This window comes from Pseudomonas sp. HPB0071 (genome assembly GCF_000478505.2).
Taxonomy (GTDB): domain Bacteria; phylum Pseudomonadota; class Gammaproteobacteria; order Pseudomonadales; family Pseudomonadaceae; genus Chryseomonas; species Chryseomonas luteola.
In genome coordinates this window covers 1,784,304-1,804,350 of sequence record NZ_KI517367.1, presented here as the reverse complement: position 1 = coordinate 1,804,350, position 20,047 = coordinate 1,784,304, and the positions used below count along the sequence as shown (strand labels likewise).

Below are 20,047 nucleotides of genomic sequence, written 5' to 3'. Positions count from 1 at the left end.
AAGAGCTGAACGATACGAGATCGACGTTTTTTGAACCAAAGCGCGACCAATGGTCATCTTTTACAGCGAGACAACGGCATTCTTGTTAAAGGCGCACTGAAGCTGGCCGGCTCCTGTCTATCAAGGCTGGCGTTCAGAGTTATCGCCTAAGCTAATCCATTACTAGACGATATAGATGCCGTCATGCCTGATTTTGAAACCGAGCTGTCTGATCTGAAAGCGCTTATCTACCGCTATCAACCGCTGATACTGACAGGCGCGGGTATCAGCACCGCCTCGGGTATCCCGGATTACCGCGACGTCAATGGCGTGCGCCGGGGCAGGGCACCCATGATGTTTCAGGAGTTCATGAACTCCCCTGAGGCTCGAAAACGATATTGGGCCCGTAGCATGGTAGGTTGGTCCGCCGTGCGTGATGCCATGCCCAATGCCACGCACAAGGCACTGGCTGAATTGGAGGCGGGGCGGCGAATTTCGGGCATCGTTACGCAGAATGTAGATGCGCTGCACGGGAAGGCTGGCAGTCACCATGTTACGGAGCTGCATGGCAACCTGCACCGAGTCGTGTGCATGGATTGCGGCAACCGCATGTGGCGCGAGGACGTCCAGAACGAGCTGAGGGCGCTTAATCCGAATGTACAGGGTATCGATGCTGTCCTGGCACCTGATGGCGATGCCCATCTCGCAGCGTCCTATCTTGAAGGCTTTCGCCTGGCGGGTTGTCCCTGTTGCGGCAGTGAATGGCTCAAGCCGGATGTCGTGTTCTTTGGTGAAGGCGTGCCTGCACATGAGGCGGAGGCAGCATGGGAGGGTGTTCGGCATGCCGATGCGCTGGTTGCAATCGGTACGTCCCTGATGGCCTATTCGAGCTTTCGGCTATGCAAGTTGATCGTAGAGCTTGGCAGGCCTCTTATTCTGATCAATATCGGCAAGACGCGCGCCGATACGATATGCACATTGAAGATTGAGCAACCCTGTCAGGAGGTGCTGCCCTGGCTGATGGCGCAACCTTAATGGTCAGGCAAGAGAAAGGCGCCAGAGGCGCCTTTCAATAAAGCAGATTGACCGCAACTCTTTAATGCCGAATGGCGAAGCGTTCAGGCGTTTGCAGACTGATCACCGAGCTGAATGCATCGCGCAGTGGCTTGAGTTCTTCAGGGCTTTTTTCGCCACGATGAACCTGAGCAATCATGGCGAGTGCGTGCTCGATCAAATCATTGGCGGCCTGTAAATGATCCAGCAGAGAGTCAATTTCTTGCTGTGCGGATAAGCAGGAATTTGATTGAGCCATAGCGGCAAGCTTTCCATAAATGAGCAAAGTATGTTGGCTTGGTGTCGAGCAGGGTTACAGCGCACCATTAACCAAGAGGCGCACAGCCTACAGTAATCAAACTATAAAATCTGATGCGGCGAGCATATAGACTGACTCTTGGTGTGCCTCGGCGACCAATGGCATTTAAAGGCCTCTTTTGCGCAGCGTTTCGCCTCACATTTATGTCGCGGAACCTTGGCTACAGTGATCCGGTTAAAGGATGCTGGGCCTTCATAAGTGAGTCGGTCGCTTGCCGTTCTGATTCAGAGGGATAGTCTCGCTTAAGGCCCTGTAAAGGGTATGCACTGGCTGCAATACACGACCGCCTGCCCGTATGAGAATCCAGAGCTCACTTTCGCAGTTGATCAAGGGAGCGCTTAACGGGCAGAGTTCGGGAGCTGTTTGCAATACAAAGCAGGGCAAGATGGCCACGCCTAATCCTGAGCGCACCAGCTGCGTAACGGCATGTATGCTCTGGCAGCGATACCTTGGGACGAGGGTTGGATAGTTAAACGTGCGCCACGTGACGGTGGGGTGATCGCTGAAAGAGTCATCGAGTGATACCCAGGTCAGCGCATCCCACGGCTTATCCTGAATCTGACTTAGATAAGACGTATGTCCATACAAGGCATACGGCACTTTTCCCAGGCAGCGACCTACAAGGTGTTCCGGCGGTGTCTTCGTCAGCCGTATAGCGATGTCGGCATCCCGCCGGCTCAAGTCAGCGAAACCGTCGGATGTCGATATTTCCAGCATCAGCTGCGGATAGTCTGGTAAGACATCTCCAAGCGCCGGGGCCACAAGATTTGCCAGTACGGATTCGGTACAGGTCAGTTGTACGGTGCCCGCAATGGAGTCGGCTTCCAAAAGACTGGCCCGCGCATTGTCCAGGGCATGCTCAGCCCGTTCGGCTTGATCCGCTAACAGCAAGGCGGTGGGCGTAGGTAAGTAGCCGGTCCGTTTCTTCTCAAATAACTCAAGCCCTAATGACGCCTCAAGACGCCTGATAGAGCGAAATACGGTAGACACGTCTACGCGAAGCCGCTCGGCAGCACGTGAAAGCGAGCCCCCCCTTACCAAGGCAAGAATCAGCGTAAGATCAGAATAGTTGAGTCGATTGTGCATATGTGCAAGGACAGTCTGCCGAGGCGCCAATAGTGGTCAACAGGGTCTCTTTTTATAGTGCCTGCCCAAGAAGCAAAACTATAGAGGAGAAGTCTATGAGCGCACCGGTGAAAAACCTTATATCAGGTAGGCAAAGCGTTCGGGTTGCGCTGGTAGGTGACTACAACCCTGAGATCAAGGCGCACCAAGCCATCATCCAGGCGTTGCACTTGGCTCAAGCCGCTCTGAATATTCCTTTGGTATTCGAGTGGATCGCTACAGCTAATATAGAAGAAACGACTTTCGAAGAAGCTAATGGCGTTTGGTGCACGCCTGGAAGCCCGTATGACAATGAAGAAGGTGCGCTATCTGCTATTCGCTACGCCAGAAATCACGCACTCCCGTTTTTAGGCAGCTGCGCAGGATTTCAGTATGCATTGATCGAATATGCACGCAATGAGCTGAACCGGGCCAACGCAGCGCATGCTGAAATAGCACCGGAACGTGATAACCCGATAGTCTCTCCGCTAGCCTGTGCGCTGATAGAAAGAGGCGAACAGGTAGAATTCACTTCCAGCTCACGTATAGCCGAAGCGTATGGTGCTATAGAAAGCTACGAGGAATACCGCTGTGCATATGGTCTTAATACAGCGGTCGGGCTAGAGATCTTGTCCGGCAAGCTTAAAGCCGTCGGACACAATGCTGCTGGAGAGGTGAGGGCGGTCGAACTGCATGATCATCCCTTCTTTATTGCAACACTCTTTCAATCCGAGCGTCAGGCCTTGAAGGGACTTCTGCCTCCCCTTGTTAAAGCCTTTATAAAAGCTTCTGCCACTCATGCCGTTTCGTCAGGGAGGAACAAATAATGAGCCCTCCCTCTCCGCCATGCTACGCAGTCATCTTTGTTTCCAAGCAAAGTGCTCAAAAAGATGGCTATGAGGAAACAGCCGAGCACATGCTCGAATTGGCCAAAAGGCAGCCAGGGTTCCTGGACGTCCTCTCCGTAAGAGGCGAGAACGGTACTGGAATCACCATTTCTTATTGGACCGATGAAAAGGCCATAAAGGCATGGAAAGATCAACCTGAGCACCAGCAGGCGCGCTGGCAGGGACGCACCAAGTGGTACGAAGGGTACAGTGTGCAGATCGTAAAAGTGGAGCGTGCTTACTCTTTATAAGAGCAAACACAAGAGACCACGTGCGGCCAACTTAAAGAGAGGGGTCCTGCTCTGTAAAACGGCTCAGCTCATCAGCACGAGCTTTGGTCATATCCAATAGGCAGGATGCCGTATTCAGCGCATCAATCGTACCGCCTGTTGCATTGGTATAAAGGCTACAGTTGGCGTCTCGATATTTGATCCACAACCGTTGAGTCTCTTTGAGCTTGGCTTTCTGTGGATCGCTAAAGGTAGCCATCGTGTTCTGATAGGCTTCATTCAGCCGAGTATCCTGAAGCTTTGTTTCGGCAGATATACAGCTCAGCATGTCTCTGGTAGTGCCTTTGGACTCATCAAGGCACGTATTAAAGGTAGCCGAGTAATCCTCTTCATCCATTGCAAATGCCGGTTGAAAGGCAACAAGAGCGGTAAGTCCAAAAGCAAATAGGTAGAACCTCATGTATTCCTCGCTTGTTGGCGTGCTGCTTTTCCAAAGGATTTGGTGATAGACAATAGGGCTACTATTAAAGTGGTATGAATCAGACGTCCTGAAAGAGAAGCTCGGTACATCCATAAGAGCCGCGTGTAGTAACACCTTGAGGCAGTCTGGAAGCTATATATAGGATTTTATCGAAGCCTATTCAAATAAAGCTTGACCTGTGAGCGGAGGGGCCTATAATGCGCCCACTTCCGCTGCAATGGAACGGCAAAAAGCCTTGTAGATCAATGGTTTAGCTGTTTAGTCAGGGTCAGGCCTCCGGTCTGGCAGAAGCGGAAAGAGGGAAGCGGTAGTTGACAAGCCCCTGGGCTTGTGTAGAATACGCCTCCCGCTGCCAGAACAGGTTTCCTGATCCGGCAGGTCCGGCAAGCGGTTCAGCAGGTTAGACCGGTTGAACAAAATGCTTGACAGGACAAGAGGTTAGCGTAGAATGCGCGCCTCGGTTGAGACAAGGTCTTAACCAACCGCTCTTTAACAAGTTGAATCAAGCAATTCGTGTGGGTGCTTGTGCTGTAAGACTGATGGATCGACAAGATTATCAGCAAGACAAGTAACACTCGTGAATTCGAGAGTTTATTTGCGATTGCTGAGCCAAGTTTAGGGTTTTCTCAAAACCCGGATATGTTTGAACTGAAGAGTTTGATCATGGCTCAGATTGAACGCTGGCGGCAGGCCTAACACATGCAAGTCGAGCGGATGAGGAGAGCTTGCTCTCTGATTCAGCGGCGGACGGGTGAGTAATGCCTAGGAATCTGCCTGGTAGTGGGGGACAACGTTTCGAAAGGAACGCTAATACCGCATACGTCCTACGGGAGAAAGTGGGGGATCTTCGGACCTCACGCTATCAGATGAGCCTAGGTCGGATTAGCTAGTTGGTGGGGTAACGGCTCACCAAGGCGACGATCCGTAACTGGTCTGAGAGGATGATCAGTCACACTGGAACTGAGACACGGTCCAGACTCCTACGGGAGGCAGCAGTGGGGAATATTGGACAATGGGCGAAAGCCTGATCCAGCCATGCCGCGTGTGTGAAGAAGGCCCTCGGGTCGTAAAGCACTTTAAGCTGGGAGGAAGGGTTGTAACCTAATACGTTGCAATTTTGACGTTACCAGCAGAATAAGCACCGGCTAACTCTGTGCCAGCAGCCGCGGTAATACAGAGGGTGCAAGCGTTAATCGGAATTACTGGGCGTAAAGCGCGCGTAGGTGGCTTGGTAAGTTGAATGTGAAATCCCCGGGCTCAACCTGGGAACTGCATCCAAAACTGCCTGGCTAGAGTACGGTAGAGGGTGGTGGAATTTCCTGTGTAGCGGTGAAATGCGTAGATATAGGAAGGAACACCAGTGGCGAAGGCGACCACCTGGACTGATACTGACACTGAGGTGCGAAAGCGTGGGGAGCAAACAGGATTAGATACCCTGGTAGTCCACGCCGTAAACGATGTCAACTAGCCGTTGGGGTCCTTGAGACTTTAGTGGCGCAGCTAACGCAATAAGTTGACCGCCTGGGGAGTACGGCCGCAAGGTTAAAACTCAAATGAATTGACGGGGGCCCGCACAAGCGGTGGAGCATGTGGTTTAATTCGAAGCAACGCGAAGAACCTTACCAGGCCTTGACATGCAGAGAACTTTCCAGAGATGGAGAGGTGCCTTCGGGAACTCTGACACAGGTGCTGCATGGCTGTCGTCAGCTCGTGTCGTGAGATGTTGGGTTAAGTCCCGTAACGAGCGCAACCCTTGTCCTTAGTTACCAGCACATCATGGTGGGCACTCTAAGGAGACTGCCGGTGACAAACCGGAGGAAGGTGGGGATGACGTCAAGTCATCATGGCCCTTACGGCCTGGGCTACACACGTGCTACAATGGTCGGTACAAAGGGTTGCCAAACCGCGAGGTGGAGCTAATCCCATAAAACCGATCGTAGTCCGGATCGCAGTCTGCAACTCGACTGCGTGAAGTCGGAATCGCTAGTAATCGTGAATCAGAACGTCACGGTGAATACGTTCCCGGGCCTTGTACACACCGCCCGTCACACCATGGGAGTGGGTTGCACCAGAAGTAGCTAGTCTAACCTTCGGGAGGACGGTTACCACGGTGTGATTCATGACTGGGGTGAAGTCGTAACAAGGTAGCCGTAGGGGAACCTGCGGCTGGATCACCTCCTTAATCGATAGATCCCAGCTTTGGCATAAGCTCCCACACGAATTGCTTGATTCACTGAAATAAAGACGCGAGATGAGTCAAGACTCAAGCGTTAGACGATTGGGTCTGTAGCTCAGTTGGTTAGAGCGCACCCCTGATAAGGGTGAGGTCGGCAGTTCGAATCTGCCCAGACCCACCAATCGATGGGGCCATAGCTCAGCTGGGAGAGCGCCTGCTTTGCACGCAGGAGGTCAGGAGTTCGATCCTCCTTGGCTCCACCATCTAACACCGCGTTAAAGCTCAGAACTGAGTGCTTACCCCCCCCCTAAGGGTTGGGTCGGAGCATTGACTTCTGAACTTTGTTTTCAGACTGTTCTTTAAAAATTTGGGTATGTGATAGAAGTACGAACACATAGGCTGTTTCACTGCAGACTATGTGGTCAAGGTAAATTTGCGAGTTCAAGCGCAAGTTTTCGGCGAATGTCGTGTTCCAAACCAGACATAACTTCAGATTCTTTGGGGTTATATGGTCAAGTGAATAAGCGCATACGGTGGATGCCTTGGCAGTCAGAGGCGATGAAAGACGTGATAGCCTGCGATAAGCTTCGGGGAGTCGGCAAATAGACTGTGATCCGGAGATCTCTGAATGGGGGAACCCACCTGACATAAGTCAGGTATCTCACACTGAATCCATAGGTGTGAGAGGCGAACCAGGGGAACTGAAACATCTAAGTACCCTGAGGAAAAGAAATCAACCGAGATTCCCTAAGTAGTGGCGAGCGAACGGGGACTAGCCCTTAAGCTCAATTGATTTTAACCGAACGCTCTGGAAAGTGCGGCCATAGTGGGTGATAGCCCCGTAGGTGAAAGGATCTTTTGAGTGAAATCGAGTAGGACGGCGCACGTGAAACGTTGTCTGAATATGGGGGGACCATCCTCCAAGGCTAAATACTACTGACTGACCGATAGTGAACCAGTACCGTGAGGGAAAGGCGAAAAGAACCCCGGAGAGGGGAGTGAAATAGAACCTGAAACCGTATGCGTACAAGCAGTGGGAGCCTACTTTGTTGGGTGACTGCGTACCTTTTGTATAATGGGTCAGCGACTTATATTCAGTGGCAAGCTTAACCGTATAGGGAAGGCGTAGCGAAAGCGAGTCTTAATAGGGCGTTTTAGTCGCTGGGTATAGACCCGAAACCGGGCGATCTATCCATGAGCAGGTTGAAGGTTAGGTAACACTGACTGGAGGACCGAACCCACTTCCGTTGAAAAGGCAGGGGATGACTTGTGGATCGGAGTGAAAGGCTAATCAAGCTCGGAGATAGCTGGTTCTCCTCGAAAGCTATTTAGGTAGCGCCTCATGTATCACTCTGGGGGGTAGAGCACTGTTTCGGCTAGGGGGTCATCCCGACTTACCAAACCGATGCAAACTCCGAATACCCAGAAGTGCAAGCATGGGAGACACACGGCGGGTGCTAACGTCCGTCGTGAAAAGGGAAACAACCCAGACCGTCAGCTAAGGTCCCAAAGTTGTAGTTAAGTGGTAAACGATGTGGGAAGGCTTAGACAGCTAGGAGGTTGGCTTAGAAGCAGCCACCCTTTAAAGAAAGCGTAATAGCTCACTAGTCGAGTCGGCCTGCGCGGAAGATGTAACGGGGCTCAAACTACACACCGAAGCTACGGGTTCATCGCAAGATGAGCGGTAGAGGAGCGTTCTGTAAGCCTGTGAAGGTGAGTTGAGAAGCTTGCTGGAGGTATCAGAAGTGCGAATGCTGACATGAGTAACGACAATGCGAGTGAAAACCTCGCACGCCGAAAGACCAAGGGTTCCTGCGCAACGTTAATCGACGCAGGGTGAGTCGACCCCTAAGGCGAGGCTGAAAGGCGTAGTCGATGGGAAACAGGTTAATATTCCTGTACTTCTAATTACTGCGATGGGGGGACGGAGAAGGCTAGGCCAGCTTGGCGTTGGTTGTCCAAGTTTAAGGCGGTAGGCTGACTGTTTAGGTAAATCCGGACAGTTAAGGCCGAGAGCTGATGACGACTCTTCTTATGAAGAGGAAGTGGTTGATGCCATGCTTCCAGGAAAAGCCTCTAAGCTTCAGGTAATTAGAAATCGTACCCCAAACCGACACAGGTGGTCGGGTAGAGAATACCAAGGCGCTTGAGAGAACTCGGGTGAAGGAACTAGGCAAAATGGCACCGTAACTTCGGGAGAAGGTGCGCCGGTGAGGGTGAAGGACTTGCTCCGTAAGCCCATGCCGGTCGAAGATACCAGGCCGCTGCGACTGTTTATTAAAAACACAGCACTCTGCAAACACGAAAGTGGACGTATAGGGTGTGACGCCTGCCCGGTGCCGGAAGGTTAATTGATGGGGTTAGCGCAAGCGAAGCTCTTGATCGAAGCCCCGGTAAACGGCGGCCGTAACTATAACGGTCCTAAGGTAGCGAAATTCCTTGTCGGGTAAGTTCCGACCTGCACGAATGGCGTAACGATGGCGGCGCTGTCTCCACCCGAGACTCAGTGAAATTGAAATCGCTGTGAAGATGCAGTGTATCCGCGGCTAGACGGAAAGACCCCGTGAACCTTTACTGTAGCTTTGCACTGGACTTTGAGCCTGCTTGTGTAGGATAGGTGGGAGGCATTGAAGCGAGGACGCCAGTTCTCGTGGAGCCATCCTTGAAATACCACCCTGGCATGCTTGAGGTTCTAACTCTGGTCCGTTATCCGGATCGAGGACAGTGTATGGTGGGCAGTTTGACTGGGGCGGTCTCCTCCTAAAGAGTAACGGAGGAGTACGAAGGTGCGCTCAGACCGGTCGGAAATCGGTCGCAGAGTATAAAGGCAAAAGCGCGCTTGACTGCGAGACAGACACGTCGAGCAGGTACGAAAGTAGGTCTTAGTGATCCGGTGGTTCTGTATGGAAGGGCCATCGCTCAACGGATAAAAGGTACTCCGGGGATAACAGGCTGATACCGCCCAAGAGTTCATATCGACGGCGGTGTTTGGCACCTCGATGTCGGCTCATCACATCCTGGGGCTGAAGCCGGTCCCAAGGGTATGGCTGTTCGCCATTTAAAGTGGTACGCGAGCTGGGTTTAGAACGTCGTGAGACAGTTCGGTCCCTATCTGCCGTGGACGTTTGAGATTTGAGAGGGGCTGCTCCTAGTACGAGAGGACCGGAGTGGACGAACCTCTGGTGTTCCGGTTGTCACGCCAGTGGCATTGCCGGGTAGCTATGTTCGGAAAAGATAACCGCTGAAAGCATCTAAGCGGGAAACTTGCCTCAAGATGAGATCTCACTGGAGCCTTGAGCTTCCTGAAGGGCCGTTGAAGACTACAACGTTGATAGGTCGGGTGTGTAAGCGCTGTGAGGCGTTGAGCTAACCGATACTAATTGCCCGTGAGGCTTGACCATATAACACCCAAACAATCTGTTGTTTGGTAAAGACCAGCCGAAAGCTTGGTTGAACCGCAAAATACCAATCACATACCCATTCGGGGAAACGACTAGACACCGGTTCCCCACCCGAATTGCTTGACGACCATAGAGCGTTGGAACCACCTGATCCCTTTCCGAACTCAGAAGTGAAACGATGCATCGCCGATGGTAGTGTGGGGTTTCCCCATGTGAGAGTAGGTCATCGTCAAGCACCTATACCCAAAACCCCCAGGCCTAACCGCCCGGGGGTTTTGCTTTTGTGGCAGGAAATAACGGCGGTGGGCTGTTTCCCGAGCTTAAAAAGGGAGGCTGTATCACAACGCCTGCCCTTAGATACTTAAAAAGTTTTGAAGCCTATAGGCTAAGAACCCTGCTCAATATCTTCGCTTGCTCCACCGTTGAAATGTAGGCCATGCTTTTTCAACTTGTCTGAAAGCGTTTTGCGTGGCAGCCCCAGCGCTTCCGCCATGCTGCGCAGTGAGCCATGTGATTGGTTTAGCTCCTGCACAAGTAGTGCCCGCTCGAATGACTCCACCTGCTCGCTCAGGTTACTGGTCAAACCTGGCATTTCCATAACATGAGCGGACGGAGCTGCAGAGCCATGAGCATCATGGTTGTCCAAAGCGAGCTCTAGTCCCAGTGCAAACCGTTCCGCTGCATTTTGTAGCTCTCGAACGTTTCCAGGCCAGCGGTGCCCCATGAGAGCAGCACGCTGTGAACCATCCAGCTCCCGTAAGGGTAAATGATGCCGCGCTGCGGCTGCTTCGCTGAAGTGACGGAAGAGTGTCAGGATATCTTCGCTTCGCTCACGAAGGGACGGGATCTTCAGACTGGCAACGTTTAAGCGGTAATAAAGGTCGGCTCGAAAGCGGCCTTGGTCTGCCGCTTGTCTCAGGTCTTCTTTGGTTGCAGCTATTACTCGAATATCTAACGGTATCTGCTGATTGGAACCAACTCTTTCTACAACACGTTCTTGAAGCAACCGCAATAGCTTGACCTGAACATCTAGGCTCATGCTTTCAATTTCATCTAGAAAGACAGTTCCGCCGTTAGCGTACTCAAACTTCCCGATGCGTCGTTTTTGGGCGCCTGTGAATGCGCCTTGCTCATGGCCGAAAAGCTCGCTCTCTACCACCGACTCGGCCAGTGCGCCAGCATTAATAGCGACAAAGGGCCCGCCTTTTCGTGTAGAAAGATCATGCAATGCCCGGGCAACAACCTCTTTGCCTGCTCCTGTCTCTCCTAGAATGAGCACATCAGCATGAGTAGAGGCCAACGCGCCGATTTGGTCGCGTAAGCGGCTCATGCTAGGTGCTTGACCAATCAGCCGGGTCTGCAATTCCTTGCGTTCAGCCAGTGCCAGCCTAAGGCTGCGGTTCTCGAGTACAAGGCGACGAACTTCCAACGCACGACGCACGCTATCAAGCAGGGCATCGTTCGCAAAGGGCTTTTCTAAAAAATCATAGGCGCCTGCCCGCATGGCCTGAACAGCCAATGGAACATCGCCGTGTCCTGTAATCAATACGACAGGCAGATCAGCGTCCTGGTTATGTAATTGCCCTAGGAGTTCAATACCGTCGATACCAGGCATGCGGATATCGCTGACTACAACGCCTGGCCATTCATGTACAAGTTGCATGTCCAGCGTACGCGCATCTGCAAGCGTTACAACTTTAAGCCCTGCCAGGTCTAGTGTCTGACTTAAAGCCTGACGAAGGTGAGGGTCGTCGTCGATCAAAAGCACTTGGCTGTTGGTATCGAAAGGCAGAGGAGACGTCATGAGTAATTTAAAACCTGATCATCATTAAGCACGAATGAAATATTGTTGCCGTCATAAGTTTTGCATAAGCCGAGCGATCCGAGCGATCAGCCACGCATTTCCTCTTGCGGTACTGATGCTACGCCAGGCTTGCCGTTTAATAAGAACAGGCGAACCTCGGCACCGCCTTCCATATGATTGGATAGGTGCAGATGTCCACCTAATGCACGGAGCAATGTATCGCAGATCGCAAGACCCAGCCCAAGCCCCTGGGTAGTTGCCTTTGTTGTAAAAAAGGGCTCATGCGCTCTGGCCAGTGCTTCAGCAGAAAAGCCTGGGCCATTGTCACGAATAACCAGTGTCACGCCTTTTTCATCCTGATTGGCAATCAGCCAAAGTCGGCGAGGTGGCCCTTTTTCTATCAATGCATCCAGAGCATTAGTGAGCAGGTTATTGATGATCTGGCGTAGCCGTGTTTCACCCGCTTGCACCCATAATGGAGCGTCAGGCAGATCCCGAATCAGCTCGACATTCATGGCCCGCCGACGGGCTGCCAGTAATGCTAACGAGTCTTCCAGCGCCGCTTGTAGCGCAACGCTTTCTGGTGCTCTTCGTGCACCACGAGCATATGCCTTGAGGTGGGAGATGATATTGGCCATGCGCGTCGTCAATTCGCCAATCAGCTTTAGATTGCCACGGGCATCATCCACTCGGCCATGATCCAGCAAGACCGCCGCGTTTTCGGCATAGCTGCGAATGGCCGCCAGCGGCTGGTTCAGCTCATGGCTGATACTGGCTGACATGGTGCCCAGAGCAGACAGCTTCCCCGCTTGGACAACCTCATCTTGTGCTCGCATAAGTTCGCGTTGAGCCTGCTCGCGATCGTGCACCTCCTGTTGCAGACGTTGATTTAGCGTCTGCAAGTCCTGAGTACGCTCCTGTACGCTCAATTCCAGATCACGCTTAGCCCGAGCATCCAATGCGATTCGCTCAAGATAATGTCGACGCCTTAAGGTCATGACGGCCAATAGGAGAAGCAGGGCCAGTAATGTCGCCCCTCCTATGTATAGAACGCTACGTACCTGGCGTTCAAGCAAATCACGGGGAGCCAGGATTCGTGCTGTCCAGCCAATTTCATCTAGAAAGCGCTGTTGGATTAGCCACTGGTTATCACTAATTTCCAAGGGTTCGAGTGAGCCCCTGGGGTAAGGCAGATTGCGTGCGATAACGTCACGTTGTTCATCATTCAACGGGCGGCTGGCTCGAAAGCGCCACTCATTGCGGGAGGTCAGGATCACTACACCAAAGCTGTCGGTGACCAGGAGTTGTTCAGGCGTTCGTCCCCAGAGCTTTTCAGGGCCATCCAGGTCTACTTTGACGACCACGACTCCGATGACGTTTCCACCATCATGTACGGGCGCTGCGAAATAGTAGCCTCGTTTACCGGATGTGGTTCCAAGTCCAAAGAAACGACCGGATTTGTTCTGCATTGCTTCCTGATAATACGGACGGAAAGAAAAATCACGCCCAACAAAGCTGTCCGGCTCATTCCAGTTCGATGTGGCTTGGCAGTATCCGTCGGCTCGCATCAGGTAAATCACGTCTGCCCCGGTACGCTGCCGAATCCGCTCCAGCAACTGATTAGCTGATCTTTGCGTATCTGCATCGACCGGATCATGCAGCGAGGCGCGAAGCGCGGGCATATCGCCCAGCAGATCCGGTAAGACTTCATAGCGCCGAAGCGTACCCAATAGGTTCGCTACGTAGAGATCCAGCGTTTGTCGGTTCTGCTCAGCCAATTGCTGGCTGTAGTATCTGTGAGCCGCGTAATGCAAGGGCCAAAGCAAGGGCGCAAGAAAAAGGGCCAATACAGCCAAGGTACGCCAACGAGGGCGGTTGGGAAGCATAAATATTGCTCACACTCACGGTGAAATAATGGCTCCTATTATGCGCTGGCCTATGGTGTCGATACAGGACTTCGCTGCCAGCCGAACGATCAGCAAATATAGAAGATAGGGAGAATGATTGATTATGACTTCAGTTATATCGTACGGCGCGCCTGCCGCGGAATAGCCGCGCCGCTCATGGATAATTCAGGTTAAGAACTGCCTGGCTTTATCCTTTCTGTCGCTGTAACCGTTCCAATCGCCGCCACTGCCCTTGATCCTTCACAAAAGTCACAACGCGATTATCCTTCTCGGTAATGGTTGCCTTGGTGTACTCAGGCAAGTCGACCTGAAAATCTCTGCCTTCCAGATAAACCCCGCCACAATTGCTCGGATCATTGCGAAAGTCTGCTGGCTGCGGTCGCAACTCATAAATACCCCGATGAAAGAGCAGGTTTGCATAGCCGCGAACGCTCATGTCAGTAGATAGCACTGCACATTTAACATTCAGCTCCTGCTCGACCAGCGATGCCAGCTGCTTGTTTTGCTCATCAATCTGGGGCCAGGCCGCGTAGTTATTAATGTCCTTCTTATACGTCATGCAGCCTTGTATTGCTGCCAGGGTGATCAGCCCTGCCAATACGGTTCTGCCTTTGGTCCTGAAGTAAAGCAAGGACAACCCAATCAGCAGTGCTGCCGGGAAGATGAACTTCAAACGGTCAAATGAAAACTGCGTGGCATGCTGAAGCATGATCAGGTTTTCCAGTAGCGGTACGCTGGCCGCGATGAGAACCACCAGCGTAATCGATAATGCTCTGTTTGACGTACTCTGGCTTTTCTTCAGCCAGATGAGTCCCGCCGCTGTTATCAGCATGGCTGCGATGAAATAGCCATAGGAGAGCACATAGGCATGCAGCAGATCGGACAAACTGCCGGCACCCGCGCTACGGGCCAGGAAGCGTCTAGCGAAGGCTTTGAGTGTGGGCAGCAAACCGGCAGCAAGACTGTAATGCAGGATAGTGATAACGCCTGCCAGGATAGTGGCTATACAGATTTTCTTGGATAGCCACCGTGAGCCCTCGATTCTCAGGGTGTTTACCCAAAGAATGCAGAACAGCCCGAAATTGAAGAAGTATCCTGTCCATTCGGTTAATGCGCCGAAGAAGGCCAGCGCGCAAAGCGCCCAGGCGTAGCGCTGACGACTCTGTATATCGGTCACTGAGCAGTACTTGAACAAGACAAACAGCGAAGACAGCAGGATCAGCTGATAGAAGCTTTGTACCCAGTAGATAACGCCATGGGAAAGCAAAGCCTCACGGCTGAAAATACCAATCGCGCAACCCATGAGTGCGCCGGAGACTGCTGACCACGCGTTCAGACCATTGAAGCGAAGGACCTTGAACAAGAAGGTAAACAGCAGCAGTGTGATGACCGAGCCCAGGACAAAATTGAAAAAGGCCAGGCTTTCCAACGATATATTCTGGCCCGATACCTTCAATGCAAAGTAGGGTGCCAGAAAGCCATAGGGCGTAAAACTGGTATAGACGTAATCACCTGTTCGTGTAGGAATGGTCGCGCCCCAGGCGATGTGCTTGTCCTTTTCTTCGCCTAGCGAAATGGTGGGTAGATACCAATGGTGCGTGACATCGGACTCGTTTAACGCATTCAGAGTAATCAGGACGTGGTAACTCGCTTCTAGGTTCTGGGAGCCTGTTACCTTCTCAAAATCATGTAGCCTGAAAAAAAGAGAGATGGCCAATAAGATACAGACGGCCACTATTCCTAAATAGAAAGGTTTTTGCTCCGAATACGTGGCCGTTTCCAACGAATAACCCAAACTCTTCATCTTTACCCCCTTTGGCATAGCTGAAAGGTCTTCAAAAGCCGGGCGCAGATGAACAAGCGGAGATAGCCCGGCAGGTGGCAGGCATTCCATGCGTATGTCAGGACGGCAATATCAGCAGGCAATGAACGTCAGGCGGAAGACGCGTCTGGAGCGGGCGCTCCGATGGCTACGCACACTGCTGTAAATCAGAATTTCTCTGACGAAGTGGCGGGTCGATCCTAGAAACAGTGACCCTGGTACAGATGGCACTAAACAATACAGACGATTTCAGAGCGCCATCCCGAAGTCTAGAAAGTAGAGGAGGGGCGTCAAGTTATAGCCGAGGTTGGGTATCTCTATGTTTTGGATATTTGAACTTGCCCATAAAATAGTCAAACTTTTGTATCAAGCTTGGGAAATAGAGTAGAAACTACCGGGGCCTCTCATTGTGCAGGCTTCTTTTCTTCGGCTGAGCGCTTGCTGTAGCGTTCGAATAGCCCGTAGCGCCATTGCCGCACTGCCAGAACGGTTGTGGTGCCAAAGCGCTGCGTTATGGGCAGTCCTGCCTCTTCCTCGCACAGGTTGTTAAATTCTCGCCCCAAGCGCTGAAGCTTTTGTTGCCACTGTGCATTTCCCGCGCGTGATAGCAGGCCGTTGAAGACCAGAAGTTGCTCCGACTCACCCTCGAAGCGTGAGTGAAAGAAATCCTTGGCGACTTGCTCCTGAAAAAGTTGCTGGATCGGACCGCCCGGACGCCAGCGAAAATTTCGGCTGATCAACAGCTTGATGCGATTGTTGGGCAGCAATTCGATAAGCTTCAAACGATCCAGCCGTACCAGTAATCGGGTGCATTCGGCGGCTGTCAGCTGATACTGCTCAATGATGTTGGTAAAGCTATAGCCGTTGATCACGCACACGGCTACGAGTAGGAGCAGGCCATTGCTGGCAATCTCCTGCTCCTGGGCCTCGCTCAGCTCATCGGTTTGTCGCTGCTGCACGGACATGGCTTGCACGAGTTCGGTAATGTCCATGTCGATCACATTACATACAAGTGACAGGCGCTGCAGGGTAAAGCTTTCTTCTGCGAACAGACGCTTGACCGAGGCTTCGCTCAAGTCAAGTGCCGCTGCCACATCGGCATACGTCTTACCGTGTGCCTTGAGCTGTTTTTTCAGGGTTTCGATCAGGGAAGAAACTTGGGCCATCTCGGCATCTCGAAAGGAAAAGGTAATGGCGGCCAAAAGTATCGAAAATTAATACCTAAGACATCTCTTAACGCTACGTTTTGTATTTTAGTTGCGGATCTTGAAGGGCCCCGGCAGTCTGCCTGCACTTCCATCCCGCTCCAGAGGCTTGTTATGGACAAACTGCACCGACTATCGGGCGCCTGGCCTTATCTGATCGCGATCTTTCTGAACGCATTCGTCGATCTGGGCCATAAGATCATCATTCAGAATACCGTCTTCAAAATCTATGACGGCTCTACTCAGATTGTGCTGACGGCCTTGGTCAATGGACTGATGCTTCTGCCTTTCATTCTCTTATTCAGCCCTTCCGGTTATGTGGCGGATACCTTTCGCAAGCTATCCGTCATGCGGCTATCAGCCTGGGCGGCTGTCGGGATTACCGGACTGATTACCTGGTCGTACTATGCCGGCTGGTTTTGGCTGGCGTTTGCCATGACGCTGCTGCTTGCCGTACAGGCTACGTTTTACTCACCGGCCAAGTACGGCTATATCAAGACCTTGTTTGGAAAGGCGCGGCTCGCTGAGGCCAATGGCCTGGTTCAAGCTGTTTCGATCGTAGCGATATTGGCTGGTACGTTTGTCTTTACCGCTCTTTTTGAAGGCAGCCTTTCTGCTGAGTCGAAAACAGCTGACGAGATGCTGCGGGATATCGCCCCGCTCGGATGGCTTCTGGTAATCAATAGCGTGATTGAGCTGGCGCTGTTGTACTGCTTGCCTGGCAAGGAAGTACCCGCCTCCAGCCGACCCTTTAACTGGCAGGATTACATCCATGGTCGTGCGGCTGTAGCAAACCTGCAAACGGTCAAGGCGCAATCGGTTATTCGCCTAGCCATTGTTGGGCTGGCAACATTCTGGTCGGTTGGGCAGGTCATGCTGGCAGCCTTTCCGTCCTACGCCAAGGACAGTCTGGGCGTCAGTAATACTCTGGTCGTCCAGGGCATCCTGGCCTGCAGCGGTATCGGCATTGCGCTGGGTTCGGCGTTGGCAAGCAGCCTGTCGCGCAATCGCATCGAGACTGGCCTTGTTCCGCTGGGGGCGTTGGGTATCGCCGTGGGGCTGGGCGGTTTGCTGCTGCTGGATTCACCGCTCTCTCATGCGCTCAACTTTGTTTTCATCGGTGTGATGGGCGGCCTGTTCATCGTACCGCTCAACGCGCTGATTCAATTCCACGCGCCTGAAAAGGAATTGGGAACAGTACTTGCCGCTAGCAACTGGATACAGAACCTGTCCATGCTAGGCTTTCTGATCCTGACGGCAGTTTTTGCACTGCTAGGCGTCGATAGTCGCTATCTGCTGGGCCTGATTGCCTTGGTTGCGTTGATAGGTGGCGCTTACACCGTAGGCAAGTTGCCGCAGAGCCTGGTCCGCTTTCTGCTCAGCTTTTTCATGACCCGTCATTACAAGGTGGAGGTGCATGGCCTGCAAAACCTGCCGGCGCAGGGCGGTGTATTGTTGCTGGGTAATCACATCAGTTGGGTCGATTGGGCGATTGTGCAGATTGCCTGCCCGCGGCCTGTTCGTTTCGTGATGCTCAAGGATATCTACAACCTGTGGTTCATGCGCTGGTTCTTCAAATCTCTGGGCTGTATTCCTATTCAGCCGGGTGCCGGTGCTGCCCAGGCGCTGGAGCAGGTAGCAGAATTACTCAATGCCGGTGAGGTGGTTTGTCTATTCCCGGAAGGGGCCATCAGCCGCAACGGTCAGCTGGGTGAGTTTCGGAAGGGCTACGAGCGTGCATGTGAAAAGGCCAATGCGGATGTACTGATCGTACCGTTCTATCTGCGTGGTCTGTGGGGTAGTCAGTTCTCCCGTTCGTCCAGCAAGCTGAAGGAACTGCGCGACTCACCTTTGCACCGTTCTGTAGTCGTCGCCTTTGGCAAGACTTTGCCCAAAGACACGCCTGCCGATGTTCTCAAGCGCCGGATATTCGACCAGACCATTCGCTCTTGGCAGATCTATATGGAAGACCTGCCAACTCTGGCCGATGCCTGGATCGAAACCGTTAAGCGTCGCAGTGGGCAATTGACGATTGCCGACAGCCTCGGCAAGCCAATGAAGGCAGCTCAGGCGCTTGCCGCCAGCAGTGCCATGGCGCGTCGTATCACCAAGCTCAGCCCAGAGCAGAACGTAGGGCTGTTGCTACCGACCAGTGCCGGTGGTGTGCTGGCTAATATGGCAACCCTGCTGGCCGGCAAGACGCTGGTCAATCTCAACTATACGGCAAGTCAGGAGGCCCTCCGCTCAGCACTGGAGCAGGCCGGCATACAAACGGTCTATAGCTCCAAGCGTTTCGTCGAAAAGCTCGAGCAGCGAGGGTTGCCGGTCAAGGCTGTACTGGAAGGGCGCCGTGTTGTCTATCTGGAAGATATGCGACAGGAGTTCAGCAAGACCGAGCTTGCGGCAACCTGGCTGGCGATCCGCCTATTGCCTGTCTGGATGCTGCGGCCGCTGCTGAGTCGAGCGCACAATCCTGAGGCAACCGCGGCCATTCTGTTCTCCAGTGGCAGTGAGGGTGCGCCTAAGGGGGTCATGCTCAGTCATCGTAATATCATGGCGAACCTGAAGCAGACATCCGATGTGCTCAATACTGAGAATGACGACGTTGTCATGGCCTCGCTGCCGCTGTTCCATGCGTTTGGTTTGACGGTTACACAGTTCCTGCCATTGATCGAAGGGCTGCCAATGGTCTGCCATGCGGACCCGACCGATGTCATGGGCATTGCCAAGGCAGTCACGACGTATCGTGCCACTATCATGTGCGGCACATCCACCTTCCTGCGGCTCTTTACCCGTAACCGCAAGGTGCACCCGCTTATGCTGGACAGCTTGCGCATCATCGTCGCAGGGGCCGAAAAGCTCAGTGATGATGTCCGCGAGTCCTTCAAACTCAAATTCAACAAGGAGATTTATGAGGGCTACGGTGCGACTGAAACGGCGCCTGTCGCCTCGGTCAACCTGCCGGACGCCATTGATGTAGCCTATATGCAGGTACAGTGCGGCGGTAAACAGGGCACAGTAGGGATGCCGTTACCTGGTACCAGTCTCAAGATCGTTGATCCAGAAAGCTTTGAAGAGTTACCTACAGGCCAAGAAGGCATGATTCTTATCGGCGGCCCTCAGGTCATGCAGGGCTACCTGAACAATCCTGCCAAAACAGCCAGCGCCATTCATGAACTTGACGGCGTACGTTGGTACGTGACGGGCGATAAGGGACGACTGGACGAGGATGGCTTCCTGACCATCGTGGACCGGTATTCACGGTTTGCGAAAATCGGGGGCGAGATGGTTAGCCTGGGCTCTGTTGAACAGGCTCTCATCAAGCTGATCGACAACCCCGAAATCGAAGTCATGGCTGTCAACGTGCCGGATGCCAAGAAAGGCGAGCGCATAGTGATTCTCCATGAGCAGCCTCTGGACACCGGTGCGCTGGAAAAGCGCATGCTTGAAGCAGGTTATAACCCGCTCATGGTGCCTTCTACCTGGATTCACGTGGATGCGCTGCCTAAGCTAGGCTCCGGCAAGGCAGATATTGCCTCGGCCAAAAAGCTTGCGCTGACTTCCGCCGTGGAGGCCAGTGCTTCTGAGTAAGCTCCGCGTTAACGCTAAGGCCTGCTTATGCAGGCCTTTTGTATTTTAGAGCCTCAATAGCTGTCTATCAGGCTCTAACGTATTCGCC

The 20,047-nt window shown here is 52.8% G+C and carries 11 protein-coding genes, 2 tRNA genes and 3 rRNA genes; 9 read left to right on the top strand and 7 right to left on the bottom strand.

The genetic code is table 11. The features are described from left to right. Positions 1-183: 183 nt before the first annotated feature. A complete protein-coding gene (locus HMPREF1487_RS08550; protein ID WP_010796230.1) occupies positions 184-1,014 on the top strand; it encodes an NAD-dependent protein deacetylase in 831 nt (276 codons plus the stop codon). 61 nt (positions 1,015-1,075) lie between these two features. On the opposite strand, the gene HMPREF1487_RS08545 is transcribed toward HMPREF1487_RS08550, so the two are convergent. Continuing rightward, positions 1,076-1,291, bottom strand: a complete 216-nt coding sequence (locus HMPREF1487_RS08545) for a hypothetical protein (protein ID WP_010796229.1) — start codon at positions 1,289-1,291, stop codon at positions 1,076-1,078. A 252-nt stretch (positions 1,292-1,543) separates the two neighbouring features. Further along, the gene (locus HMPREF1487_RS08540; RefSeq protein ID WP_010796228.1) at positions 1,544-2,437 is read right to left on the bottom strand and encodes a LysR family transcriptional regulator; all 894 of its coding nucleotides are present in this window, start codon (positions 2,435-2,437) and stop codon (positions 1,544-1,546) included. Positions 2,438-2,469: 32 nt separating this feature from the next. Between HMPREF1487_RS08540 and HMPREF1487_RS08535 the strand changes: the two genes are divergently transcribed. Together HMPREF1487_RS08535 and HMPREF1487_RS08530 are read left to right on the top strand one after the other, a co-directional pair. Then, positions 2,470-3,282, top strand: a complete 813-nt coding sequence (locus HMPREF1487_RS08535; protein ID WP_244294470.1) for a CTP synthase C-terminal region-related (seleno)protein — start codon at positions 2,470-2,472, stop codon at positions 3,280-3,282. Then, positions 3,282-3,593, top strand: coding sequence for an antibiotic biosynthesis monooxygenase family protein (locus HMPREF1487_RS08530; RefSeq protein WP_010796226.1), 312 nt, complete (start codon positions 3,282-3,284; stop codon positions 3,591-3,593). The genes HMPREF1487_RS08535 and HMPREF1487_RS08530 overlap by 1 nt, the downstream gene beginning before the upstream one ends. A 31-nt stretch (positions 3,594-3,624) precedes the next feature. Here HMPREF1487_RS08530 and HMPREF1487_RS08525 read toward each other — a convergent pair whose 3' ends face one another. Further along, positions 3,625-4,146 (bottom strand): lysozyme inhibitor LprI family protein, encoded by a 522-nt coding sequence (locus tag HMPREF1487_RS08525; protein ID WP_256205516.1) that lies wholly within the window; start codon positions 4,144-4,146, stop codon positions 3,625-3,627. A 552-nt stretch (positions 4,147-4,698) separates the two neighbouring features. Here HMPREF1487_RS08525 and HMPREF1487_RS08520 point away from each other — a divergent pair. From HMPREF1487_RS08520 to rrf, 5 genes are all read left to right on the top strand, one after another. Continuing rightward, positions 4,699-6,235: ribosomal RNA gene (locus tag HMPREF1487_RS08520) — 16S ribosomal RNA — on the top strand. A 98-nt stretch (positions 6,236-6,333) separates the two neighbouring features. Continuing rightward, positions 6,334-6,410 (top strand) — tRNA-Ile (locus HMPREF1487_RS08515). 6 nt (positions 6,411-6,416) lie between these two features. After that, positions 6,417-6,492: transfer RNA gene (locus HMPREF1487_RS08510), tRNA-Ala, on the top strand. A 247-nt stretch (positions 6,493-6,739) separates the two neighbouring features. Further along, positions 6,740-9,630: ribosomal RNA gene (locus HMPREF1487_RS08505) — 23S ribosomal RNA — on the top strand. Between the two features lie 119 nt (positions 9,631-9,749). Beyond that, positions 9,750-9,865, top strand: a 5S ribosomal RNA gene (gene rrf / locus HMPREF1487_RS08500). Together the 16S, 23S and 5S rRNA genes with 2 tRNA genes alongside form the textbook arrangement of a ribosomal RNA operon. Before the next feature lie 150 nt (positions 9,866-10,015). Here the strand turns inward: rrf and HMPREF1487_RS08495 are convergent. From HMPREF1487_RS08495 to HMPREF1487_RS08480, 4 genes are all read right to left on the bottom strand, one after another. After that, positions 10,016-11,434 (bottom strand): sigma-54-dependent transcriptional regulator, encoded by a 1,419-nt coding sequence (locus tag HMPREF1487_RS08495; protein WP_010796224.1) that lies wholly within the window; start codon positions 11,432-11,434, stop codon positions 10,016-10,018. 86 nt (positions 11,435-11,520) lie between these two features. After that, positions 11,521-13,320: a sensor histidine kinase gene (locus tag HMPREF1487_RS08490; RefSeq protein WP_010796223.1), complete on the bottom strand. Its 1,800-nt coding sequence runs from the start codon at positions 13,318-13,320 to the stop codon at positions 11,521-11,523. Positions 13,321-13,528: 208 nt separating this feature from the next. Then, the gene (locus HMPREF1487_RS08485; protein ID WP_010796222.1) at positions 13,529-15,145 is read right to left on the bottom strand and encodes a hypothetical protein; all 1,617 of its coding nucleotides are present in this window, start codon (positions 15,143-15,145) and stop codon (positions 13,529-13,531) included. Positions 15,146-15,567: 422 nt separating this feature from the next. Continuing rightward, complete coding sequence (locus HMPREF1487_RS08480) at positions 15,568-16,329, bottom strand: helix-turn-helix domain-containing protein (protein ID WP_010796221.1); 762 nt, start codon at positions 16,327-16,329, stop codon at positions 15,568-15,570. Positions 16,330-16,482: 153 nt separating this feature from the next. On the opposite strand from HMPREF1487_RS08480, the gene HMPREF1487_RS08475 reads away from it, so the two are divergent. Next, complete coding sequence (locus tag HMPREF1487_RS08475) at positions 16,483-19,959, top strand: acyl-[ACP]--phospholipid O-acyltransferase (RefSeq protein WP_010796220.1); 3,477 nt, start codon at positions 16,483-16,485, stop codon at positions 19,957-19,959. The last annotated feature ends 88 nt before the right edge of the window (positions 19,960-20,047 follow it).